The organism is Stenotrophomonas sp. STEN031 (assembly GCF_056759975.1).
This window is the reverse complement of sequence record NZ_JBRREA010000062.1, coordinates 1-22,986: the sequence shown is the minus strand read 5'-3', so window position 1 is coordinate 22,986 and position 22,986 is coordinate 1. Positions and strand designations below refer to the sequence as shown.

General features: G+C 65.2%; 24 protein-coding genes, 1 other RNA gene and 1 pseudogene. 6 read left to right on the top strand and 20 right to left on the bottom strand.

Annotated elements, in window-relative coordinates; genetic code table 11:
• Nucleotides 1-154: 154 nt before the first annotated feature.
• A complete protein-coding gene (locus tag ACVOLQ_RS19225) occupies nt 155-1,018 on the bottom strand; it encodes an ion transporter (protein ID WP_313173504.1) in 864 nt (287 codons plus the stop codon).
• A gap of 70 nt (nt 1,019-1,088) precedes the next feature.
• On the opposite strand from ACVOLQ_RS19225, the gene ACVOLQ_RS19220 reads away from it, so the two are divergent.
• Complete coding sequence (locus ACVOLQ_RS19220) at nt 1,089-2,318, top strand: acetylornithine transaminase (RefSeq protein ID WP_481528979.1); 1,230 nt, start codon at nt 1,089-1,091, stop codon at nt 2,316-2,318.
• Between the two features lie 225 nt (nt 2,319-2,543).
• Here ACVOLQ_RS19220 and ACVOLQ_RS19215 read toward each other — a convergent pair whose 3' ends face one another.
• On the bottom strand, nt 2,544-3,140 hold the full coding sequence (locus ACVOLQ_RS19215) for an HAD-IA family hydrolase (RefSeq protein ID WP_481528978.1): 597 nt from the start codon (nt 3,138-3,140) through the stop codon (nt 2,544-2,546).
• 137 nt (nt 3,141-3,277) lie between these two features.
• On the opposite strand from ACVOLQ_RS19215, the gene azu reads away from it, so the two are divergent.
• Nucleotides 3,278-3,730 carry an azurin gene (gene azu / locus ACVOLQ_RS19210; RefSeq protein WP_293706383.1) on the top strand — a complete coding sequence of 151 codons (453 nt, stop codon included), beginning with the start codon at nt 3,278-3,280 and terminating at the stop codon, nt 3,728-3,730.
• Nucleotides 3,731-3,968: 238 nt separating this feature from the next.
• On the opposite strand, the gene hemL is transcribed toward azu, so the two are convergent.
• Together hemL and thiE are read right to left on the bottom strand one after the other, a co-directional pair.
• Nucleotides 3,969-5,261 carry a glutamate-1-semialdehyde 2,1-aminomutase gene (gene hemL, locus ACVOLQ_RS19205; RefSeq protein ID WP_312914188.1) on the bottom strand — a complete coding sequence of 431 codons (1,293 nt, stop codon included), beginning with the start codon at nt 5,259-5,261 and terminating at the stop codon, nt 3,969-3,971.
• A gap of 198 nt (nt 5,262-5,459) precedes the next feature.
• Complete coding sequence (gene thiE / locus ACVOLQ_RS19200; protein WP_481528977.1) at nt 5,460-6,086, bottom strand: thiamine phosphate synthase; 627 nt, start codon at nt 6,084-6,086, stop codon at nt 5,460-5,462.
• A gap of 69 nt (nt 6,087-6,155) precedes the next feature.
• Here thiE and ACVOLQ_RS19195 point away from each other — a divergent pair, with 69 nt between their 5' ends.
• Nucleotides 6,156-6,347 carry a rubredoxin gene (locus ACVOLQ_RS19195; RefSeq protein WP_303747299.1) on the top strand — a complete coding sequence of 64 codons (192 nt, stop codon included), beginning with the start codon at nt 6,156-6,158 and terminating at the stop codon, nt 6,345-6,347.
• A gap of 220 nt (nt 6,348-6,567) precedes the next feature.
• Here the strand turns inward: ACVOLQ_RS19195 and ACVOLQ_RS19190 are convergent, their stop codons facing one another.
• The 8 genes from ACVOLQ_RS19190 to ACVOLQ_RS19155 form a co-directional block, all read right to left on the bottom strand.
• Nucleotides 6,568-7,416, bottom strand: coding sequence for a SirB1 family protein (locus ACVOLQ_RS19190; protein WP_481528976.1), 849 nt, complete (start codon nt 7,414-7,416; stop codon nt 6,568-6,570).
• Between the two features lie 65 nt (nt 7,417-7,481).
• On the bottom strand, nt 7,482-7,940 hold the full coding sequence (locus tag ACVOLQ_RS19185) for a DUF192 domain-containing protein (RefSeq protein WP_481528975.1): 459 nt from the start codon (nt 7,938-7,940) through the stop codon (nt 7,482-7,484).
• Nucleotides 7,941-8,136: 196 nt separating this feature from the next.
• On the bottom strand, nt 8,137-8,784 hold the full coding sequence (rpiA, locus tag ACVOLQ_RS19180; RefSeq protein ID WP_293706389.1) for a ribose-5-phosphate isomerase RpiA: 648 nt from the start codon (nt 8,782-8,784) through the stop codon (nt 8,137-8,139).
• Nucleotides 8,785-8,897: 113 nt separating this feature from the next.
• Complete coding sequence (locus tag ACVOLQ_RS19175) at nt 8,898-9,380, bottom strand: EVE domain-containing protein (protein ID WP_481528974.1); 483 nt, start codon at nt 9,378-9,380, stop codon at nt 8,898-8,900.
• Nucleotides 9,377-9,964 carry a 5-formyltetrahydrofolate cyclo-ligase gene (locus ACVOLQ_RS19170; RefSeq protein WP_481528973.1) on the bottom strand — a complete coding sequence of 196 codons (588 nt, stop codon included), beginning with the start codon at nt 9,962-9,964 and terminating at the stop codon, nt 9,377-9,379. Before ACVOLQ_RS19170 ends, ACVOLQ_RS19175 begins: the two co-directional genes overlap by 4 nt.
• A 270-nt stretch (nt 9,965-10,234) precedes the next feature.
• Nucleotides 10,235-10,419, bottom strand: a non-coding RNA gene (gene ssrS / locus ACVOLQ_RS19165) — 6S RNA.
• 85 nt (nt 10,420-10,504) lie between these two features.
• On the bottom strand, nt 10,505-10,804 hold the full coding sequence (locus tag ACVOLQ_RS19160; protein ID WP_282273119.1) for a cell division protein ZapA: 300 nt from the start codon (nt 10,802-10,804) through the stop codon (nt 10,505-10,507).
• A complete protein-coding gene (locus ACVOLQ_RS19155) occupies nt 10,801-11,022 on the bottom strand; it encodes a TIGR02449 family protein (RefSeq protein ID WP_282273125.1) in 222 nt (73 codons plus the stop codon). Before ACVOLQ_RS19155 ends, ACVOLQ_RS19160 begins: the two co-directional genes overlap by 4 nt.
• A 125-nt stretch (nt 11,023-11,147) precedes the next feature.
• Here ACVOLQ_RS19155 and ACVOLQ_RS19150 point away from each other — a divergent pair, with 125 nt between their 5' ends.
• Nucleotides 11,148-11,693 carry a YecA/YgfB family protein gene (locus ACVOLQ_RS19150; protein WP_313173495.1) on the top strand — a complete coding sequence of 182 codons (546 nt, stop codon included), beginning with the start codon at nt 11,148-11,150 and terminating at the stop codon, nt 11,691-11,693.
• An 8-nt stretch (nt 11,694-11,701) separates the two neighbouring features.
• Entirely contained in the window at nt 11,702-13,027 is a 1,326-nt protein-coding gene (gene pepP, locus ACVOLQ_RS19145) for a Xaa-Pro aminopeptidase (protein ID WP_481528972.1), read from the top strand.
• Between the two features lie 1,045 nt (nt 13,028-14,072).
• Here the strand turns inward: pepP and pepQ are convergent.
• From pepQ to rph, 8 genes and pseudogenes are all read right to left on the bottom strand, one after another.
• The gene (gene pepQ, locus ACVOLQ_RS19140) at nt 14,073-15,401 is read right to left on the bottom strand and encodes a Xaa-Pro dipeptidase (protein WP_481528971.1); all 1,329 of its coding nucleotides are present in this window, start codon (nt 15,399-15,401) and stop codon (nt 14,073-14,075) included.
• 82 nt (nt 15,402-15,483) lie between these two features.
• Entirely contained in the window at nt 15,484-15,831 is a 348-nt protein-coding gene (locus tag ACVOLQ_RS19135; protein ID WP_313173492.1) for a PilZ domain-containing protein, read from the bottom strand.
• Nucleotides 15,828-18,306, bottom strand: a pseudogene (locus ACVOLQ_RS19130) (DUF1631 family protein). The gene ACVOLQ_RS19135 and the pseudogene ACVOLQ_RS19130 overlap by 4 nt, the downstream one beginning before the upstream one ends.
• Nucleotides 18,307-18,376: 70 nt before the next feature.
• Nucleotides 18,377-19,606 carry a radical SAM family heme chaperone HemW gene (gene hemW, locus ACVOLQ_RS19125; protein ID WP_481528970.1) on the bottom strand — a complete coding sequence of 410 codons (1,230 nt, stop codon included), beginning with the start codon at nt 19,604-19,606 and terminating at the stop codon, nt 18,377-18,379.
• Between the two features lie 41 nt (nt 19,607-19,647).
• On the bottom strand, nt 19,648-20,148 hold the full coding sequence (locus tag ACVOLQ_RS19120; protein WP_313495822.1) for a hypothetical protein: 501 nt from the start codon (nt 20,146-20,148) through the stop codon (nt 19,648-19,650).
• Nucleotides 20,149-20,164: 16 nt separating this feature from the next.
• Nucleotides 20,165-20,764: an RdgB/HAM1 family non-canonical purine NTP pyrophosphatase gene (gene rdgB, locus ACVOLQ_RS19115; RefSeq protein WP_481528969.1), complete on the bottom strand. Its 600-nt coding sequence runs from the start codon at nt 20,762-20,764 to the stop codon at nt 20,165-20,167.
• Complete coding sequence (locus ACVOLQ_RS19110) at nt 20,761-21,150, bottom strand: VOC family protein (protein WP_481528968.1); 390 nt, start codon at nt 21,148-21,150, stop codon at nt 20,761-20,763. Before ACVOLQ_RS19110 ends, rdgB begins: the two co-directional genes overlap by 4 nt.
• Entirely contained in the window at nt 21,147-21,875 is a 729-nt protein-coding gene (rph, locus tag ACVOLQ_RS19105; RefSeq protein ID WP_296250270.1) for a ribonuclease PH, read from the bottom strand. The genes ACVOLQ_RS19110 and rph overlap by 4 nt, the downstream gene beginning before the upstream one ends.
• Before the next feature lie 110 nt (nt 21,876-21,985).
• On the opposite strand from rph, the gene ACVOLQ_RS19100 reads away from it, so the two are divergent.
• Nucleotides 21,986-22,846, top strand: coding sequence for a YicC/YloC family endoribonuclease (locus ACVOLQ_RS19100; protein ID WP_481528967.1), 861 nt, complete (start codon nt 21,986-21,988; stop codon nt 22,844-22,846).
• Nucleotides 22,847-22,986 lie beyond the last annotated feature (140 nt).

Here is a 22,986-nt window from a genome sequence, read left to right as displayed (position 1 = left end):
GGCATGGGGCTACACGGTTCCGGCTTACCCTGATGGCCCGAGCCAGGCGCGCCTGCGAGGCTTCCCCGGCACGCCCCCTTCCCGAGCATGGCTCGGCACTACGCATCAGCAGCTTCGCGGCTTGCGCCGCTCCTGCAAAACCCGGCAACACCGCTCAATGCTCGATGTGCTCCGGCAGCACATGCCCGCAGCGGTTGCAGTAGTGCGCCTTGAACTCGTGGCCCTCATGCCCGCAGACCGTGCAGCCGCGGTTGTCGCGACGGTTCTCGCGCAGCATGTTGCCAGCCAGTTCGGCGGTGTAGATGCCGGTGGGCACGGCCAGGATGCTGTAGCCGATGAGGATCAGCACCGAGGTGATGAAACGCCCCAGGGTGGTGTGCGGCACGATGTCGCCAAAACCCACCGTGGCCATGGTCACCACCGCCCAGTACATGCTGGCGGGGATGTTGCTGAAGCCGTACTGCGGGCCTTCGATCACATACATCAGCGCGCCGGCGATGATGGCGATGGTGACCACCATCGACAGGAACAGCAGGATCTTGCGACGGCTGCGCCAGAGGGCCGCCATCAGCACGCCGCTTTCCTCGATGTAGCGGGTCAGCTTCAGGATGCGGAACACCCGCAGCAGGCGCAGCACGCGCACCACCAGCAGGCTCTGTGCGCCGGGCACGAAGAAGGAAATGTACGAGGGCAGGATCGCCAGCAGGTCGATGATGCCCCAGATGCTGAACGCATAGCGCAGCGGTCGTCGTACCACCAGCAGGCGCAGCACGTATTCGGCGGTGAACAGCAGGGTGAAGCCCCACTCGACCACGTAGAACCAGCTGGCCCAGGCAATGTGGATGCGCTGTACGCTGTCCACCATCACCACCAGCACGCTGGCGAGGATGGCCCAGACCAGCAGCAGGTCGAAGCGACGCGAGGGTGGGGTATCGGTGCGGTGGATGATGTCGAACCAACGGCGGCGCCAGCCGCTGTCGCTGGCCGGGTTCAATTGGGGGGCAGAGAACAGTCGCATGCGCCCATTGTGCCGCAGGCCCGTGGAATGGAGGACAATGGAACATTCACACCCACTGATCTGGAACGCCATGACCGCTGTCGTCGAGCCGCTGTTGTCCCTGTCCAATTACTACCTGCCGGTCTACCGCCCGCGCCAGCTGGTGCTGGAGCGAGGCCAGGGCGCGCGACTGTGGGATACGCAGGGGCGCGAGTTCATCGACCTGGCCGCCGGCATCGCGGTGTGCAGCCTGGGCCACAACAACCCGGACCTGAAGGCTGCCCTGTTCGAGCAGGCCGACAAGCTTTGGCATACCAGCAACATGTTCTACAGCGAACCGCCGCTGCATCTGGCACAGGAGCTGGTGGACGCCTCGCGCTTCGCCAAACGCGTGTTCCTGTGCAATTCCGGCGCCGAAGCCAATGAAGTGGCGATCAAGCTGGTGCGCAAGTGGGCCAGTGCACAGGGCCGTGGCCCGGAGAAGCGTTTCATTGTCACCTTCCGCGGCAGCTTCCATGGCCGCACCCTGGCCACGGTCACCGCGACCGCCCAGCCCAAGTACCAGGAAGGCTACGAGCCGCTGCCCGGTGGCTTCCGCTATGTCGATTTCAACGATGTCGCCCAGCTTGAAGCAGCGATGGCCGGTGGCGACGTGGCCGCGGTGATGTTCGAGCCGGTGCAGGGCGAGGGCGGAGTGATGCCGGCCAGTGCCGAGTTCATGCGCCGCGCCCGCGAGCTGTGCGACCAGTACGATGCGTTGATGGTACTGGATGAAATCCAGGTCGGCATGGGCCGTACCGGCGAGCTGTTCGCGCACTGGAACTGGGGTGTGACCCCGGACATCGTCACCCTGGCCAAGGCGCTGGGCGGCGGTTTCCCGATCGGCGCGATGCTGGCCGGCCCCAAGGTCGCCGACATCATGGGCGTTGGCGCGCATGGCAGCACCTTCGGCGGCAATCCGCTGGCGGCAGCGGTTGCGCGGGTGGCGCTGCGCAAGCTGTCGTCCGACGAGATCAAGGCCAACGTCGTGCGCCAGTCGGCCGCACTGAAAGCCGGTCTGGAAGCCATCGGCGAAGAGTTCGGGGTGTTCGAGCAGGTGCGTGGCATGGGCCTGATGCTGGGTGCGGTGCTCAAGCCCGACTACGTCGCCGACATCGGCATGCTGCTGGATCTGGCGGCGGAAAAGCAGGTGCTGATCCTGCAGGCCGGCACCAGCGTGCTGCGTTTCGTGCCGGCGCTGAACATCACCGACGAAGAAGTGGCCGAAGGCCTGAAGCGCGTGCGCGAGGCGATTGCGGCGTATATGGCGTCGCGCGGGTAAGTTGGGTTTTTCGGCGAGCGAAGCGCTTCCCCTCATCCGCCCCCCGCCTTCGCGGGGACAGGCTCTACGGGCACCTTCTCCCGCGCGCGGGAGAAGGGAATGCTCGTTGTTGCGGGGTGAGCACAGCACCAGCTAGCCGTAAGCCATGACCCTTCCCTTCTCCCGCCTGCGGGAGAAGGTGCCCGTAGGGCGGATGAGGGCATGGCGTGCGCAGCACGCGGCCTTTCACCCCAGGCAGTGATTCCGCTTCAACAAACGCCGCAACGACTGCGCATGAAACGCCGTATCGGCATGCAGCCTGGCTTCGCGCGCACCCTGCACATTGCGGAACAGGTGGTCGACGAACAGGCTTCGCTCTGGTGCGCAGCCGAGCGCTGCGCAGGCTGCCAGATACGCTGCTGGGTCCGGCTTGCGCACGCCCAGCGCTGCGCTGCAGAGCACGCGACGGCCGCCGAGCAACTGCTCGATCACCGGCTGCGTCAGCAGGCCATTATTGGTCAGCACCGCAACCTGCACATCGGAATGAATGCGCTCCAGCACGGCCATGCAATCACTACGCAACCTGGTCGCAGCCAGTCGTGCAGCGTGCCAGTGCGCCGCGATCAGCTCGCTATCCAGGCGTTGGTTCAAGGCCTGCAGCAATTGCTCGCCATCCAGCTCGCCGCGAGCATGGGCGAATTCAAGCCCGTCCGTACGCAATGCCGCATCCACCTGCTCGGGCGCGCAGCCGGCAGCATCGGCAAGCTGGCGCAGGTGGATACGGTGATCGTAGTCGGCCAGCAGGCCGTCGAAATCCAGTAGTAGTGCGTGTGGTCGTTGCATCGATGGCGCGGCAAGGGTGGGGCTGCAGTATCGCTGGCACGGCGTCTGCGTGCAGCCTGCGACATCGCGTCACAGGTGAAATCTGCGGGCTTTGCCTAGAATCAGGACACCGTAGTTGTCATTGTTTGGAGTTCACCGTGAAGCGTTCCAGCCTGCTGTTATTGGCCCTTGCCGGCCTGTTGCCTGCCGCGCCTGCGCTGGCCCGCACCTGCGCGGTCACCATCGAAAGCAATGACCGCATGCAGTTCTCGCTGCCGCAGATCCGCGTTGCTGCCGATTGCACGCAGGTGGACCTGACCCTCAAGCACACCGGCCGGATGCCGGCTACCGCGATGGGGCATAACTGGGTGCTGACGCGCACCCCGGATTTCCAACCAGTGGCCACGGCTGGCATGCGTTCGACGCTGGCTGACAGTTACCTGCCGAAGAATGATGCGCGGGTGATCGCGTTCACGCCGGTGATCGGTGGCGGGCAGACCACGCAGGTGCGCTTTGCGACCAGCAAGTTGACGCGTGGTGGTGATTACACCTTCTTCTGCTCGTTCCCGGGGCACTGGGGAATGATGAAGGGCAAGCTGGTATTTGGGTGATCTATCTGTTCTGAAGCTACGGGTGCGCTGCGCTTTCCTGGCTACCTTGGCGTCGCGCAGGCCGTCTTTTTTGCAGGAGCGGCGTAAGCCGCGAAGCATGCGACATCATCAGGTTGCGCAGAGGCTGGTGGCTGAAGCAAGGTCAGCTTCGCGGCTTACGCCGCTCCTACAAAAAGCTGCAGCAGCCGTTTCGGATAACGCTGTTTCGTCAGGACGAACAGCGTTATCCACTGCAGGGTCAACCCGCCGCAACCACCTTGAACGCCTCGCGTGCCGCAACCAGGGTGGCTTCGATCACCGCATCGTCATGCGCGCTGGACAGGAAGCCGGCCTCGTAGGCTGACGGGGCGAGGAACACGCCGCGCTCCAGCATGGCGTGGAAGAACACGTTGAAGGCCTTGATGTCACAGGCGGTGGCCTGCGCATAGGTCTCGACTTTCTCGCTGCTGAAGAACAGGCCGAACATGCCGCCGACGCGATTGGTGGTGACGGCCACGCCGGCCTCGCGCGCGGCCGCTTCCAGACCATCGCAGAGCGTGTTGGTTGCCGCCGTCAGGCGCTCGTGGAAGCCCGGTGCCTGCACCAGCTGCAACATCGCCAGGCCGGCGGCCATGGCCACCGGGTTGCCGCTCAGCGTGCCGGCCTGGTAGATCGGGCCGGCCGGTGCGATCTGCGACATCAGCTCGCGGCGGCCGCCGTAGGCGCCTACCGGCATGCCGCCGCCGATGACCTTGCCGAAGGTGCTCAGGTCCGGAGTAATGCCGTAGTACGCCTGCGCGCCGCCCAGGGCGACGCGGAAGCCGGTCATCACTTCGTCGAAGATCAGCAGCGCGCCGTACTGCGTGCACAGGGCGCGCAGGTGCTGCAGGTAGCCTTCGCGCGGCGGGATGCAGTTGGCGTTGCCGACCACCGGTTCGATGATCAGGCCGGCGATATCCGCGCCCTGCTGCTCGAACAGCGCGGTAGCCGCTTCGAAATCGTTGTAGGGCAAGGTGAGGGTGAGTTCGCTCAACCCGGCCGGCACGCCCGGCGAGGTCGGCACGCCGAGGGTCAGCATGCCGCTGCCGGCCTTGACCAGGAAGGAGTCGCCGTGGCCGTGGTAGCAGCCTTCGAACTTGACGATCTTGTTGCGGCCGGTGGCGCCGCGCGCCAGGCGGATCGCCGACAGCGTCGCCTCGGTACCGGAGTTGACCATGCGCACCATCTCGCAGGACGGCACCAGCCGGGTGATGGTCTCGGCCATGGTCACTTCGGCCGCACACGGCGCGCCGAACGACAGACCGTTTCCGATCGCCTGCTGCACGGCCTCGCGTACGGCCGGATGGTTGTGGCCGACGATCATCGGGCCCCAGGAGCCGACGTAATCGATATAGGCGTTGCCATCCACGTCATGCAGGTAGGCGCCATCGGCGCGCTGCACGAAGAACGGTTCGCCGCCGACCGACTTGAACGCACGCACCGGTGAATTGACGCCACCGGGCAGCAGGGTCTGCGCGCGCGTGAACAGGGCGTGGGATTGGGCGTGGTTCATGCGTGAGTCCTTTGAGGTATCAACAACAACGAAGAGCTGGGCTTTGCATTGGCCCCTCTCCCGCTTGCGGGAGAGGGGTTGGGGTGAGGGGAAGCTTCTAGCAAGCAAACGTCAAAAGCCCCCTCATCCGCCCCTTTCGGGGCACCTTCTCCCGCAGGCGGGAGAAGGGAATGGCAGAGATCGTGCGGGCTTGGCTGGTCAGACAGACCCGAAGCAACTGCGATAAGCGTCCAATGCCGCCACCGGATCGGCCTCGCTGAACACGCCGCTGATCACCGCGATCAGGTCCGCACCAGCGTCCACCACAGCCCGGCTATTGTCCGGGGTCAACCCGCCAATCGCCACACGTGGCACCCCAAGTGCGGCGCTTTGTCGCAGCAGCTCCGGACTGGCGCGGCGCGGGGTGATCTTGCTGCGGCTGGGGAAGAACGCCCCGAAAGCCACATAGTTGGCGCCAGCAACAACCGCGCGCTGGGCACGCTCGAACTCGTCATAGCAGGAGGCGCCAATGATGGCCTGCGGGCCAAGCAGGGCACGGGCGGCGGCGATGTCGCCGTCGTCTTCACCCAGGTGCACGCCGGCGGCGCCGACCTGCAGGGCCAGCGCGGCATCATCATTGATGATCAGTGGCACACCGGCTTCGGCACATAGCGCCTGCAGGGCAGTGGCCTGGGCCAGTCGGGTGGGCGCATCGACCGCCTTGTTGCGGTATTGCAGCCAGCTGGTGCCGGCCAGCAGCGGACGCACCCGCTCAAGCAGGTGTGCGCTGTCGGTTTCGTCGGGGGTGATCAGGTAGACGCCACGGGCGTCGGCAAGCTGGGTCATGTATGGCTACCGGTACGGCGCGGGGAATGTGACAATCAACGCCGCTTCTCTGTCCGGTGATTATCCCCGATGTCCGACGCTACGGCCTCCACCCTGCGCAACTGGATGTGTGTCGTCTGTGGCTTCATCTACAGCGAGGCCGACGGCTTGCCGGAAGAAGGCATCGCCCCGGGCACGCGCTGGGAAGACGTGCCCGACACCTGGACCTGCCCCGACTGCGGGGTGACCAAGGACGACTTCGAGATGGTCGAGCTGGATTGAGCCGCAGCGCGCGGCTTGTGCGGTTTGTGGGAGCGGCGTCAGCCGCGAAGCCACTGCTGCACCCGCAGCCATTGATCAACGCGGTGTCAGGGCGAAAACGGGTTCGTGCACGGAATGCCGGCACATGTGTTCGGTCGGATCAGGATCTTCGCCGGTTTCGAATGCTGTAGTGGCTTCGCGGCTTACGCCGCTCCCACAAGGTTGGGCAGGGCAGCCAGGCTCAATGCAGTCTCGGCCTTTCGCCACCCAGTTCAACCAGGCGCTCACGGATGCTGATGGCATCTGCAGCATCGGGCTCCATCTTCAGGTAGCGCGCCAGGTCGGCGCGGGCACCGGCCAGATGCTCCAGTTGCATGTAGGCCAGGCCGCGGTCGCGCACGGCATCGGCCTGTTCGGGCGCCAGCTTGAGGATGCGGTCGGCGCTGCGCGCTGCCCGGTCCCACTCGCCACGCTCGGCGTAGACCCCATGCAGGTTGCGCAGCATGCGCATCAGGATGGCGCGGTGCGGGGCCGGGTCCAGAATCTGCGCCAGCACGTTGTCATCGGGCGTTTCACCGCCCAGGTTGCTGCGGGCGCGCTCGCGCAGTTCGTCCACGCCCAGCGGACGGCCGCCGTTGAACGGGTCCATGATCAGCACGCCGTCTTCCACCGGCAGCCGCACCAGGAAATGGCCGGGGAAGGAAATGCCTTCCAGCGGCAGGCCGAGCCGGCGCGAGACTTCAATCTGCACCAGGGCCAGCGAGATCGGGTTGCCCAGGCGGCGCTCGAACACCTCGTTGAGGTAGCTGTTGCGCGGGTCGTAGTACTCGTCGTTATCGCCGCTGTAACCCACCTCGTTGAACAGGTGGTTGTTGATGGCGGCCACCTTCAGCGGCCATTCGCCGATGGCATCCACTTCCACCCGCAGGTGGTCCGCGTGGGCCTGCAGCACGCGGTCGTACTCGGCCGGGTCCAGCTGCGGGTATTCATCGCGGGCGATCAGCAGGGCAGTCGGCAGCAGCGGCAGTGCCTCGTCGGGCAGGCCGGCCAGTTCATCCCACTGCGGCAGGGTAATACGCGTTTCAGACATGGCCCAAGACTGGCGGCAAAGCGGCGCCGGTTCAAGGGCGCCGCTGTTCAATCTGCTCGGATCAGTCAGTTGCCGGTGGCAATACCCGGGCCGAAGGTCAGCTCGGCGCCGTCTTCGAGCTTGAGTTTGGCGGCCTGGCCGGCGTTGAGTTCCAGCACGTACAGGGCCGGGTTGAAGCTTGGGTAGGGCGGGCACATGTCACCGGCCGAGCACGGCGGGACATCGCGCTGCTGGCCGACCAGGCGGCGCTGGCTGTCGAAGTACAGGATGTCCAACGGGATCTTGGTGTTTTTCATCCAGTACGCCTGCGGCTCCTCGCGGTCGTGGATGAACAGCATGCCGTGGTCGGTTTCCATCTGTTCGCGGAACATCAGGCCGCGGGCGCGGCTTTCGTCGTTCTGCGCCAGTTCCACCTGGTAGCGGGTACCGGCCAGTTCCACCCAATGCTTGCCGTCGGCGCTGGCGCAGCCGGCCAGGGCGAGCAGGGACAGTGTGAAGAGGGTACGCAGGAAGGCGTTGAACATGGTTGGGGACCTGGTTCCTGGGAGGTGTTCAGGCGGGGGGGGGGAAGTCAAAGGCTTCCCCTCATCCGCCCTTCGGGCACCTTCTCCCGTGAACGGGAGAAGGGACAAGCAACAGCGGAAGCCGAAGCAACGGCCAAAGCAACAGCCAAAGCAACAGCCAGAGCCAAAGCAACAGCCAGAGCTGCGCGGGCTCGGCTTACAGCACCTGCGGCGGTTCGCCGCCGACGATGACCACGTCGGCCGGGCGGCGTGCGAACAGGCCAACGGTGACCACGCCCGGGATCTGGTTGAGCTGCTGTTCCAACTTCACCGGGTCGGTGATGGACAGGTTGTGTACGTCCAGAATCAGATTGCCGTTGTCGGTGACCACGCCATCGCGCCACACCGGCTGGCCGCCGGTCAGGGCCAGGATCTCGCGGGCCACCAGGCTGCGTGCCATCGGGATTACTTCCACCGGCAGCGGGAACTTGCCCAGCACCTTGACCTGCTTGCTCGGGTCGACGATGCAGACGAACTGCTTGCTAGCCTCGGCGATGATCTTCTCGCGGGTCAGCGCGGCACCGCCGCCCTTGATCAGGTTCTTGTTGCCGTCGCACTCATCGGCGCCATCCACGTACAGCGACAGGCCGCCGGTGTGGTTCAGGTCCAGCACCTCGATGCCGTGGCCCTTGAGCAGGGCGGTGCTCTGGTCGGAACTGGAGACTGCGCCTTCGATCTGGTCCTTGATGCGGGCCAGGGCTTCGATGAAGTAGGCAACGGTGGAGCCGGTGCCGACACCGACAATCATTCCCTTCTGGACGTATTCGATGGCTTTTTCGGCGGCCAGGCGCTTGGCTTCGGACATGGTGGGCTCGATCAGTTGGAAAACGGTTTTTTTGTAGGAGCGGCGTGAGCAGCGAAGCCGGGGGGCTGAAAGATTGTCAGCTTCGCGGCTGACGCCGCTCCTACAAGAGGGAATTATTTGGCTTTCTTTTCCAGCGACAGCAGCAGCTTCCACTGTGCGGCGGTGACCGGGAACACCGACAGGCGGTTGCCCTTGGCGGTCAGCGGAAAGCCTTCGCCCAGTTCCTCGGCATGCAGCTTGATCTCGTCCAGCGCGATCACCTGCGCCAGCTTGCGCTCGAAACCCACGTCCACCAGCATCCAGCGCGGCTGTTCGCGCGTGCTCTTGGGGTCGTAGTAATCGGACTTGGGGTCGAACTGGGTGTCGTCCGGGTAGGCCTCGCTGGCCACCGTGGCGACGCCGACGATGCCCGGCACCTTGGTGTTGGAGTGGTAGAACAGGATGCCGTCGCCAACCTTCATGCCGTCGCGCATGAAATTGCGCGCCTGGTAGTTGCGCACGCCATTCCACGGCTCGGTGCCCACGCGCTGCAGGTCGTCGATGGAAAAGGCGTCCGGTTCGGACTTCATCAGCCAGTAGCGCTTGCGGGCGGTCATGCGTTCAACGGTTCCGGGTAGAGAGTGGCCTGCTCGGTACAGATGGCATCCACCGCCACGTCCCAGTCCTCGACCGGTAGTGACGGCACCTGCTGGGCGGAGAAACCTACCCCTACCAGCCACGGCGGCGCGGCCTGGCGCTGCCGAAATGCGAAGCTGCGATCATACCAGCCGCCCCCCATGCCCAGCCGCCGGCCACCGTCATCAAAGCCCACCAGCGGGGCGACGACCAAGGCCATTTCCTCCGGCCGCAGCGCCTGTGCGGGGTCGACATCCGGCTCGGGAATGCCATAACGGTTGCTGACCAGGGACTGGCCCGGGCGCCACGGCGCGAAGCGCAGCAGCTTGCCGTGCAGCACCGGCAGGCAATAGGTCTGCTGCGGTGGCAGCTGCATCTGCCAGCGGTGCAGGGCGATCTCGCCGTCCATTGCCCAGTAGCCGGCGACATGGCCACTGACCCCGGCGAAAGGCAGTGACAGCAGGTGCGCGGCCAGGGTTTCGGCCGCGGCGATGCGCTCGGCAGCAGGAATATCGCGGCGGCGCTGGCGCAGTTGTTGGCGGAGGAGTTGGCGTGGATCGGTCATCTGTGAAGGTCGAGGCCTGGAAGCCCCTCTCCCTGTGGGGGGAGGCGAGGCGTTTGCGAACCAACGGTTCGCGACTTGTCGAGCACCCTTGCGCCAGCGCTAGGGTCGGGGCGCGGAGCGGGGGTTTGGGTGAGGGTAAGGGCGAAGCACTCGCGTAGCCAAGCTTCGTGGGGCTTCGCTCTTACCCTCATCCGCCCCTTCGGGGCACCTTCTCCCGTGGGGAGAAGGATAAAAAAGAACGGCGCCCGTTGGGCGCCGTTCTGGAATATTGCATTCTCCGCGGTGACGATGCGTGCGAAACGACCTTGAACCCGGGGTTCAAGTGGGAACGCTGGGGGGCCATCGGGCTTCCCGCTACAAGGCGGACTTGCACACCCGGCTCCGTCGCGCCCCCGTGGTCGTAATTAAGGGACAAGGCGAATGTTTGCACACGCCGTCGTTCACAGCAGAGAACGCGTCGCCAGTATAGCGAGGTTGCGCGGCTACGTGCAGCCGTATTTCACGAATTGCGGATTCATCTGTCTGAGCTGGTCAGCTGGATCAACGCGCGTTGTCGATGGCCAGGTCAAGGCGGCGGTTCAACTCGTTCATCGCCGATTGGAAACGCTGCTGTTGGGCGAGTTGCTCGTCGCGCACCTGCTGCAACTCATGCGCAAGATTGAGCGCCGCCAACACCGCGATGCGGTCCACCGCCGCCATCCGGTTGCTGCCGCGGATCTCGCGCATCTTGCCGTCGAGCACACGTGCGGCGGCGGTGAGGCTTTCGCGCTCGGTGGGTTCCACGCCAACGGTGTACTCGCGGTCCAGGATATGGACGCTGACCGGTTCGTTGTTGCTCACGTGTGCTGCTCCAGCGACTTGAGGCGGGTGATCATGGCTTCCACCCGCGAGCGGGCCTGCTCGTTCTTGGTCAGCAATTGCGAGCGTTCGCTGATCAGCTGTTCCTGTTGCTGACGCAGGCTGCGGTTTTCATCGCTCAGCCGCTGGTTGCGCTCAAGCAGCAGCTCAAGGCGGGAGGCTAGGGCCAACAGTTGGCCAGCGGGGTCGAAGGAGTCCATGGACGGAACGATAGGCATGGCGATAAGGGCCGGTCAAGAAGGAGCATACAGCGCGGTTGGTACACTGTATGGCCGCCGCCATCTTGCCGGTGCCGGCCTTCCTTTCCGCTTTACAGATCAGTGACATGACCGACCTTCCCGCCGTCAACGACATCCTCCAGGCCAGCCAGTCGCTGGGCCTGGCCGCTTCCCCGGCTGAACTCCATGGTGGACTGTGCGGCTGGCTGGCCGCCGGTGGCGCCGATGTGCCCGCGTGGCCGGCCAAGGTGCTGGCCGACGATGGTCTGCCGACCCCGGAACCCGGCAGCCCCCTGGACCTGCTGCGGCAGGCGTCGGTTGCGCAGCTGGAAGACCGTGACTTTGCGTTCGAGCTGGTGCTGGTGGATGCGGCCGAACCGCTGCAGGCACGTACCGACGCCTTGTTTGAATGGTGCCGTGCCTTCCTCGGCGGCTTCGGACTGGCCTCGGGCAAGCGCCCGGCGCTGAGCGAGGAGGGCGAAGAGGCGCTGCAGGACCTGGCGCGCCTGGCGCAGGCCTCCAGCGACGAGTTCGACAGTGCCGACGAGGATGAAGACGCGCTGTCGGAGATCGAGGAGTTCGTGCGTGTGGCCGCGTTGCTGCTGCACGGCGACTGCGTGATGGGTTCGCGCCATCGGCAGAGCCTGAACTGAGGTCGATGATGAAGCGTCTGTCCGGGATTACACCCGCCGAGTACGCGCTCCGCCGCCGGCAGCTGATGGAAGCGGCCGGTGATGACGCAATTCTGGTCCTGCCGGCGGCACCGGAGCGGGTGCGCAGCAACGATACGTTCTACCCGTACCGCCAGGATTCGGACTTCTGGTACCTGAGCGGCTTCCAGGAGCCGGAGGCGGTGCTGGTGCTGATCCCGGGGCGCAAGCATGGGGAGGTGATCCTGTTCTGCCGCGAGCGCGACCCGGACCGGGAAGCCTGGGACGGACCGCGCGAAGGCCAGGATGGTGCGGTCTCGCGCTACGGCATGGACGATGCCTATCCGATCGAGGATCTGGACGAAATCCTGCCCGGCCTGCTGGAAGGTCGGTCGCGGGTGTACTACCACTTTGGCCGTGATGCGGATTTCGACCTGAAGTTGATCGGGTGGGTGAACCGGGTCCGCTCGCAGGTGCGCAATGGTGCGCAGCCGCCGCATGAGTTCCTGGAGCTGGGTCATCTGCTGCACGAGCAGCGCCTGTACAAGAGTGCCGATGAGATCGCCTTGATGCAGGCTGCAGCGGATATCAGCGTGCGTGCGCATCGCGCGGCAATGCGTGCGGCACGTGCAGGCATCCATGAGTACGAACTGCAGGCGGAGCTGGAACGCGAGTTCCGTGCGGCCGATGCGTGTCCTGCATACAACAGCATTGTCGGTGCCGGCGCCAATGCCTGCGTGTTGCATTACCGCGACAACAACAGCGGCAGCCGCGATGGCGATCTGGTGTTGATCGATGCGGGTGCGGAGTATCGCGGCTATGCCAGCGACATCACCCGGACCTTTCCGGTGAATGGCCGTTTCAGCGAGGAGCAGCGCGCGCTGCATGATCTGGTGCTGGCGGCGCAGGCAGCGGCCCTGGAGCAGGCGCAGCCGGGCATTGCCTACGAGGAAGGGCATCTTGCGGCGGTGGAGGTATTGACCGAAGGCCTGTTGCGCCTGGGGCTGCTGAAGGGCGATCTGGAAGAGAACATCATCGAGCGTCATTACCAGCGTTTCTACCGGCACAAGACCGGGCATTGGCTGGGCATGGATGTGCACGATGTTGGTGATTACCGGGTTGCTGGTGAGTCGCGACTGCTGGAACCCGGCATGGTGTTCACCATCGAGCCGGGTTTGTACATTTCGCCGGACGATCGCAGTGTGGAGGCGCGCTGGCGTGGGATTGGTATCCGCATCGAGGACGATGTGTTGATCACCGAAGACGGGCACCGTGTGTTGACCGGTGCGCTTGAACGCAGTGCCGACGAGATCGAAACCTTCATGGCCGAGCGCTGAGCCGCAAGGCATTCGGCTGTAGCAGTTGCAGTTGCAGTTGCAGTTGCAGTTGCCCTCCCTTACGCAAAGCGTAGGGGAGGGTATGGGAGGGGTGCAGTTGCTGTTGCCGTTGCTCTAGCCGTTGCTCCAGCCGTTGCTTCTGCAGTTGCCGTTGCTCCAAAGCTCTTGATCTACCGGGCCCCTTCCGCAGCGACGCAGCCGACGGACAAGACCCCGTATGGGGCGACGTGCAGGACGCACGTCGTTTTTCGACGATACAGGGATGTATCGTCGAAAAATCCCGGCGGCGGAGTGGACCCGCGTCGCGCAGCGGCGTGGGCGCGGAGGCAGGGTGTGCTTTCTTTTGGTTATCTTTTCTTTGCACAAGCAAAGAAAAGTGACTCGCTCCCCGAAGGGGGGCGAAAGCCTTTGCCTTTGCCTCTGCTCTTGTTCTTTAGCTTTAGCCACGGCCACGGCCACGGCCACGGCCACGATCAAGATCAAGATCAAGATCAAGGGCTTTCTCTCCCCTTCGGGGAGCGAGTTACTTTTCTTTGCTTGTGCAAAGAAAAGATAACCAAAAGAAAGCACACCCTGCCTACGCGCCTTCCGCGCTGCGCGCTCCAGGTTCACTCCGCTGGCAGGATTTTTCGACGATACATCCTTGTATCGTCGAAAAACGACGTGCATCCATGCACGTCGCCCCGTGCGGGGTCTTGTCTGCCAGCTCCGTCGCTGCGGAAGGGGCCCGTACGTCAAAAGCGCAGAGCAACAGCAAGAGCAACAGCAACAGCAAGAGCAACAGCAAGTGCAACAGCAAGTGCAAAGCAACGGCACCCCTCCCTGACCCTCCCCTACGCTGCGCGTAAGGGAGGGGAAACAGCAACAGCAACAGCAACAGCAGCCAAAGCCAAAGCCAAAGCCAAAGCTTGATTGGCTGTGCTTCTTTTGAGGGGAGGGGCGATGGATCTCGCCAAAGCGGATGCTGGTACATCCGCCGTATCGCTCATCCCGGGCGCTTTGCGCGCCCGGGGTTCAATCACAGGACGACTGATGTCGCCCCTGATCACGCTTGCGCGGCAAATTCCGGGCGGGTCAGGTTGTCCGCTTCGCCTTCGGTACACAGCACTTCGTCCTCGATGCGCACGCCACCATAAGGACGGAAGAAATCCACGCGCTCCCAGTTCACGCTGGCAGCATTGCCGGCCTTCTTCACTTCGTCCAGCAACATGTCGATGAAGTACAGGCCCGGCTCGATGGTTACCACCATGCCCGGTTCCAGTACGCGGGTCAGGCGCAGGTAGGGATGGCCGGCCGGGCGCTCGACGCGGCCGCCGTCCTCGCTGGCGGCAAAGCCGGCTACATCGTGCACCTGCGCACCGATCAGATGGCCGATGCCATGCGGGAAGAAGGCCGCGCTCACGCCGGTGGCCAGCGCGGTCTCCGGCGCAACATTGATCACGCCGAAATCCTTGAGGATGCCCATCAACGACAGGTGCGCATCAACATGCAGCTGCTTGTAGTCGAAACCGGAACGCACCGCTGCGCACATCTTCAGCTGGGCGGCGTCGACCGCATCGATGAAGGCCTGGAACTCATCGTGGCCCGCCGCGGCATAGGTACGGGTGATGTCGCTGGCATAGCCATAAGCAGAGGCACCGGCATCGATCAGGAAGCTGCGCAGCGGCTGCGGGGCCTGCTTGCCCAGGTCGGTGTAATGCAGCACGGCGGCGTGTTCGTTGAGGCCGATGATGTTGCCGTAGGGCAGCTCGTTGGCGTCCTGGCCGACGGCGCTGCAATACGCCATGTGGATCTCGAACTCGCTGGCGCCGGCGCGGAACGCGGCTTCGGCGGCACGGTGGCCGCGCACGCCCAGTACCTGTGCCTGGCGCATCAGCGCGATCTCATACGGCGTCTTGTAGCCGCGATGCCATTCCAGGTAATTGATTACCGCTGCCGGGTTGTTCGGGGCAAAGCCGCCCAGCGCGCTCTGCGGCTCACCGAGGATGGCGCAGCGGCTGGGGTCGGCCGGCAGCAGTGCCAAGGCATCTTCCGGCTTGCGGATGATGTGGATGTCGAAATGCTCCACCCACCAGCCGCTGGGGGCGTCCGGGACCACGTGCCAGTAATCGAAGGGCTGGTAGAACACCAGGGTCGGGCGCTTGCCCGGGGTGTGGATCAGCCAGCTGTACGGCAGCTTGGTCAGCGGCAGCCAGGTCTTGAACTGCGGGTTGACCGCGTACGGGTAGTCGCGGTCGTCGAACACCTGGTAATGCTGGGTGCCGCTGGGAACCACCAGGTGATCGAAACCACCGCGCGCAAGCGCCGCGTCGGCGCGGCGGATCATCTGGGCAAGGTGTTGGGCGTAGAGGCTGCCTGGATCGTGCTGGTTCATCGCGGTGGCTCGCTGGGACGTGCGGAATGCAGGTCCCAATTCTGCCGCAATCGGCCTGCCGCTGCTGTGCCGTTTTCGGCACTCAGGCCGCAGGGATGCTGCCTTCGATCCACTGCACAAGGCGCTCGCGATGGCCCTTGTCCAGGGTCAGGAAGCGGAAGCCGGCCCATGACTGCTCGGGTGCATGGGTAGGTTCGGACCACAAGAGATGTGCACCCACGTCGATCTGCAGGTGACCGCCGCGGCCGTCGGGGATGGGAAACTGCAGCTGGTACAGCGCGTCGTCCTGCAGTGGCACCGAGGTGATCAGCAACATGCCGGTTTCGGATATGTTGCCGAGCCTGCCGATATGGGTGCCGGTCATCTGGTCGCGCACCTGCACCAGCTCGGGAACCTGCAGACGCGGCGCGCGACGGGTATTGGTGATCATGCGGATTCCCCGCTGTTGGAGGTGTGGCCGGCAATCGAGCGCAGTGCGCGCACGGTGGCCTGCCAGGCGCGGTCGATCAGGCGGCCCTTGTCCTCGGTGACGATACGCAGCTGGCCCTTGGCCATCAGCCGCGCCATCGCGTCGAGCGACTGCTCGGAAACCTTCTGCCCGCGCTGGTTGACGAACAAGGCGTTGCCGGTGATCAGGCTGTACCAGGACAGGCGCTGGCGCCGGTTGTCGCCCTGCTGGTTGACGGTGAATTCGAACCAGGTGCCGAAGGGCAGGGTACGCAGCTGGCGGTAATAGCCCTCTTCCTCTTCGGTGCGGGCCGGTTCGACTTTCCGGCGACGCTCTTCTTCGTCCGGGTCACCGGCTTCACCCAGCCGGGTCCGTGTCTTGAGCTTGGCGGCCAGTTCCGTGCGCGAGGTGATGGCGTCCTCACCGCCCGGTGTGGACAGGCGGCGGGAGATCGCTGCGGCCTCATCCTGGTGGTAACCCACCTGCAGCAGTGATTGCTCGATTTCCTCGCCGAAACCCGTATCGGCGGCACCCCCGGGTGCCAGGCCGGTGATCTCGGCGATGCGACGGGTGGCTTGCTCGCGCTGCCGCCATTCCTCCGAACCTTCGCCATGGCGCAGCAAGGTGAGGGTAAGTACATCGGCCCATGCCTTGCGCAGCAGGGTCTGCACGAACTTCGGGGGTTCAGTGCTCTGGCACAGCGCATCGATGCTGCTGCTGGCCAGCTGCTTGGCAGCCTCCAGGCGTTCCTTGCCGCGCGCGGCATCCACCTGCCGCCGTTCGGCCATCTCCGCGCGCCGGGCCGCCGCACGCAGGTGTCCCTGGATGATGTCGTTGGCCTCAACGAAGACAGCTTCATCACCCTGGTAGTCGCTGACGACCTTGGTGACCGCGTCCTTGAGCTTCAGCAGCAAGAGGGGATCGCTGTCGTCATCGCTGAGCCATACCGCACCGGATTCGGCGACGGCATTGAGCAGTTCGCGTGCCGGGTGCTGGTCACGCAGGAAGAACTCCTGGTCGCTGATCGCGGCGCGGGCCAAGGGCACCTGCAGGCGACGCAGCAGGTCGGCGGCGGGGCCCTCGCTGCGCACTTCGCGCTGCAGCTCGGAATAAAGCATGCCGAGCAGGTCCATGGTGTCGCCATCCTGCACCGACAATGTCGCCGCAGGGCCGTGCTCGGCCTTGACCTGTGCGATCAGCGCGTTGCGGATGTCGGCCATGCTGTGGCGGCTACCCGATGAGGATGCGGCCGCCTGCAGTTTGCCCAGCATGTCCAGCGCAATCTGGGTGGACACCGGCTCCGCCGGAATGTTCGGCGGGCTGCCAGCGGCAGCCGGAGCCGCCGCGCCCTGCTCGGCCTGTGCCTGCAGCGCGGCAAAGTCGGGCATGCCGCGACCGCCGGCAGGCGCGGCGCTGGCCTGGCCGGCGGGCGTGCCGCCACTCCCCGTCGATGCGCCCGCATTGTTTGCGCCCGCCGCAAGAGCGTGGCGTGCGGCATCAAGCAGGGTGTGGAGGCTTTCCATCGGCGCGCTGGGGGCGCCGATGGCCGTCTGCTGGGGCGGTGTGGCGTTGGCCGGGCCGGCGGCGGGGGGGCGCACCCGCCTGCAACTCATTGGAGATGCTGGCCCATGACGCCGGCGGGGCTTGGCCTTGCCAGCTGGTCAGGGGCGCCGAACCTGCAGTGCGACGTCCAGCGGTGCCTGCATCGGCGTTGCCGCCGGCAGCCCCTGCGCCGCGGGGCGCGGAAGGACGGGAAAGGTGGGGGCGATACACCAGTCCCGGGAGCACGCCCTCGCGCTCCAGCAGGATGTTCAGGCGATCCACCAGCTCCGCATGACGCGACATGGTCATGCGCTCGAATACCTGGAACAGCAGCAGCTGGGTATCGAGGTTGAGTTGCATCTGTTCGCCGCTGTCGCGCAACGCCCGGCACTGGGCGTAGGGACCTACGGGCAGGTGCTCGGGATCAAATGCCGGCTGCGCAGCCAGGACCGCGAAACGCTGGCCCAGCAACAGCAGGGGGCTGGGGGCGCGGAAGGCTTCGCGGCGCGCCATTTCGTGCAGCACGATGTCGCGGTCGATGTCGGTGTCTTCAACCAGTGTCATCGACTTGAAGGTCGACGCGTGCACTTCCTGCACGGGCTTGGGCGGGTCCTTGAAATTGGCCAGTTGCGCTGCCAACGCGTCCAGGAACAGATCGGGGAACTGTTCGGCGTGGTCGCGCAGGACCCGCAGCTGGGCGTAGATGTCAGACTGGATCTGGCTGTTGTGGGCCATCTCCGCGTTCTTGAACAGCGCACGTTCCAGCTCCATGGCGGTCAGCTGCAGCGGTGTGCGCAGGACTTCATCGGTGGCGAGGAAAATGCTTTCCAATAGCTGTCGTACGCGCGCAGGTGCCGGCGTGGCGGCGATCCGTGCCATGGATTTGCTGGATGAGCGTGGTGCTGTGCCTGACATCCCGTATTCCTTGCCCCTGAATGGGCGTTTTCTATCATTTATGTGATGCAACGGCCACTTTTTGCAGGTCTTACGGTAGGAACAACTCCACCACATCGTTGGTGAAGCGGCGGCCAAGCTCGGTGGGCGTCCAGTAATCACCGTTACCTATGAGCCAGCCGCGCTCCAGCGCCGTCGCCAGTGAAGGTGCAAGCACGCTTCGTGCCAAACCGGTGCGCGACTCGAAATCGCGCAGGCTGAAACCTTCGTGCAGGCGCAGCAGGTTGAGCATGTACTCGAACGGCAGGCGGTCGGCGCTGATTACGTCATCGCCGCCGATACTGGCCGGGGTGCCGGCGGTGTCCATGAAGGTCTGCGGGTGCTTGTGTTTCCAGCGGCGCAGCACGTGCTGCTCGGCGCCGGAGCTGATCTTGCCGTGGGCACCGGCGCCAATGCCAAGGTAGTCGCCAAAGCGCCAGTAGTTGAGGTTGTGCTGGCACTGCCAACCGTCGCGGGCATAGGCGCTGACCTCGTACTGGCCGTAGCCACGCTCGGCGAGCAGGGCCTGGCAATGCTCCTGGATGTCCCAGGCGCTGTCTTCGTCCGGAATGCCCTGCGGCGGCCGGGCGAAGAACACCGTATTCGGCTCCAGCGTCAGCTGGTAGTGCGAGATATGGGTGGGGTCGAGGGCGAAGGCGCGCTCGAGGTCGTACTCGGCCTGGGCCAGGGTCTGCTGCGGCAGCGCGTACATCAGGTCGATGTTGAAGTTCTTGTAGCCGGCGTCCTGCGCCAGCTTGACCGCGCGCTCGGCCTCGTTGCTGTCGTGGATGCGACCCAGGCGCTTGAGTGCCTCATCATTGAACGTCTGGATGCCGAAGCTGATGCGGTTCACCCCGGCCGCGCGGTAGCGGTCGAAGCGGCCGTGTTCGGCCGTGCCCGGGTTGGTCTCCAGCGTCACTTCCAGGTTCGGCGCGAAGCGCAGTCGCGCACTGGCTGCCTGCAGGAAACGGTCAATCGCCTCTGGCGGGAACAGGCTGGGGGTGCCGCCGCCAAAGAATACGCTGTTGACTACCCGGCCCCAGACCAGCGGCAGGTCCTGGTCCAAGTCGCGGATCAGCGCATCGATATAGGCGTCGAAGGGCAGGTCGCCCTTGCCGGCATGCGAGTTGAAATCGCAGTACGGGCATTTGCGCACGCACCACGGCAGGTGCACGTACAGCGCCAGTGGTGGCGGCACCAGCTGCACGCCGGCCGCGTGACCGTGATCGATCGCGCAGGATTCGCCGGGAAGGTGGTTGCAGTGGTCGTGGGAGTGCGGCATGGACGGCTGTTGGAAAGAGTGGGAGTACAGGGTTACGGGCGCTATTGCCCGGCCAGCAGGATTGGATCGACCAGCGAACGTGGTTGTGCACGTAGCACCGCTGCGCTGACATCGCGGAACATCGGTGACGGCCCCTGATAGCTGCCGACCTCGTTGTCCATGAGACGGTGTCGCGCCGGTCGGCTGCCATTGCGCATGTGCAGATACAGGCCGGAAACCATGGCTTTGCGCTTGTCGGCGAAGTTGTCGTAGCGAACCTCAAGCACGTCCACCAGGTCCACCTTGCGCCAGCGGTGCGCAGTGGCGATGTTGTGGTAACGGAGCTGGCCAGCCCGCTCATCCAGCACCACGCGTTGCCACAGGATGGGAGCAGCGATCAGTGAAATGACCAGGGCGCAGCCAAGTGCCCAAAGCGGCAGTGCGAGCCAGGATTGCTCCCCGTCATACGCCAGCATGGCGCCCACTATCGCGCCGCTTACAGCGCCCAGAATGGCGACAAGCTGCACAAGCCCCATCCGGGTCCGATAGCGGCGTGGCGTCATTCCCTGATCTCCGTGGTCAATCGAACGCAAGTTGCGACATGCGCTGCAACAACAGCTGCAGCGCCTTGGCGCGGTGGCTGCGGCCGTTCTTCTGTGCCGGTTCCATCTGCGCTGCGGTCAGGCCGAGTTCTTCATCCAGGAACACCGGGTTGTAGCCGAAGCCATTGCTGCCGCGCAGTTCGTCGATGATGCGACCTTCCCAGCTGCCTTCGCAGATCAGCGGTTGCGGGTCGTTGGCATGGCGCAGCAGCACGATCACCGCGTAGAAGCGCGCCGTGCGGCGCTCGGCCGGGACATCGCGCAGCGCATCAAGCAGCTTGGCGTTGTTTGCAGCATCATCGGTGGGGCTGCCGGCATAGCGCGCGCTGTACAGGCCGGGCGCGCCGTCCAGTGCATCGACAATCAGGCCGGAGTCGTCGGCCAGCGCTGGCAGGCCGGTCACCGCGCAGGCATGGCGGGCCTTGATCAACGCGTTCTCGACGAAGGTCAGGCCGGTTTCCGGCACATCGTCCACGCCCAGTTCGCGCTGCGGCACGATCTGCAGGGGCAGGTCGGCCAGCATGGCCTGCAGTTCTTTCAGCTTGCCGGCGTTGCCGCTGGCCAATACCAGTTTCATTGCTTGGGCTCCAACAAGTCCCAGGTGTTGCCGTACAGGTCGCGGAACACCGCGACCGTGGCATAGGGTTCATCGCGTGGGGCTTCGAGGAATTCCACGCCCTGCGCAAGCATTGCCGCATGGTCGCGATGGAAGTCATCGGTGTGCAGGAAGAAGCCAACGCGGCCACCGGTCTGGTTGCCGATGCGGCTGCGCTGCTCCTCGTCGCTGGCACGCGCCAGCAGCAGCGCGGCTGCGCGGCCATCGGTCGGGCCGACCACCACCCAGCGCTTGCGGCCCTGGTCCAGGTCCTCCAGCAGCTGGAAGCCGAGCTTGCCGGTGTACCAGGCGATGGCTTCGTCGTAGTCGGCGACCACGAGGGTGACCAGGGCGAGGCGCCGGTTCATGCCGACGCCAATGCCGCCTGCTGGGCGTCGAACAGCTCGCGGATGCCCTTTTCGGCCAGCACCAGCAGCGCGTCCAGCTCCTCGCGGCGGAAGGCATGGCCTTCGGCCGTGCCCTGCAGCTCGATGAAGCCACCGCCGTCATTCATGACGATGTTCATGTCGGTATCGCAGTCGCTGTCCTCGGGGTAATCCAGGTCCAGCACCGGCTGGCCCTTGTAGACGCCGACCGACACGGCGGCGACGGCACCGAACAGCGGGTTGCGCTTGATCTCGCCGCGCTTCATCAGCAGGTTCACGGCGTCGACCAGGGCCACATAGGCGCCGGTGATGGCGGCGGTGCGGGTACCGCCGTCGGCCTGCAGCACGTCGCAGTCCAGGGTGATGGTGCGTTCGCCCAGTGCGTTGCGGTCGATGCAGGCGCGCAGGGTGCGGCCGATCAGGCGCTGGATTTCCAGGGTGCGGCCGCCCTGCTTGCCGCGCGCGGCTTCACGGTCGGAGCGGGTGTGGGTGGAGCGCGGCAGCATGCCGTATTCGGCGGTGACCCAGCCTTCGCCCTTGCCGCGCAGGAAGCCGGGTACCCGGTTCTCGACGCTGGCGGTGCAGAGCACGCGGGTGTCGCCAAAGCTCACCAGCACCGAGCCTTCGGCATGGCGGGTGAAGGAACGCTCGATGGTGACGGTGCGCATCTGGTCGGCCTGGCGGCCGCTGGGACGGGAAAAGGTCATGGGGGATCCGGTTAGTACGAGTTGATCTTGCGGGCGTCTGGGTGGTGGATGCACCAGCGTCCAGAGGTGGCTAGGTTACCATTCGCCCTTTGAAACACATCGGAAAGCACATGATTCGGAGCATGACCGCCTATGCCGGCGGCGAACGCATCACCGGGTGGGGCACCCTGGGCTGCGAACTGCGCTCGGTGAACCACCGGTTCCTTGAAGTGGGCGTGCGTCTGCCCGAGGACCTGCGTGCGCTGGAGCCGCAGCTGCGCGAGCGCGTTGCGGCCCGGGTCAGCCGCGGCAAGCTCGACCTGGTGATGCGCCTGCGTGCACCGGAAGCCGCCACCTCGCTGGCCGTCAACGAAGTGCTGGTGGATCAGCTGTCTGAATTGGCGCAGCGCCTGCACAGCCGCTTCCCCGGGATGCAGGTGGGCTTCACCGACCTGCTGCAATACCCCGGCGTGCTGCGCGCCGAGGCGACCGACAGTGCCGCCCTGCATGCCGAAGCACTGGCCTTGCTGGAAGAAACCGTCACCAGCTTCGTGCAGGCACGTGAGCGGGAAGGCGACAAGCTGGCCACGGCGATCAGCGAGCGCGTCGATTCGGTCGAACGCATTGCCGGTGAAGTCCGCGAGCTTATCCCGGCCATCCGTGAGGGGCAGCGGGTCAAGCTGGCCGCACGCCTGGCCGACCTGCCGCACCCGGTCGACCCTGGCCGGGCGGAGCAGGAGCTGGTGATGTGGCTGCAGAAGCTCGACGTGGATGAGGAGCTGGACCGTCTGGACAGCCATATCGCGGAAATCCGCCGCGTGCTGCGCCAGCGCGAGCCGGTCGGCCGCCGCCTGGACTTCCTGCTGCAGGAGTTCAACCGCGAAGCCAACACCCTGGGCTCCAAGTCGGTGGACGCACGCACCTCCAATGCCGCCGTCGAGCTGAAAGTGCTGATCGACCAGATCCGCGAGCAGGTCCAGAACATCGAGTAAGGGTAGTGCCGAGCCATGCTCGGCAAGGAACCCAAGGTAGTGCCGAGCCATGCTCGGCAAGGAACCCAAGGTAGTGCCGAGCCATGCTCGGCAAGGAACCCAAGGTAGTGCCGAGCCATGCTCGGCAGATGCCTTACCGG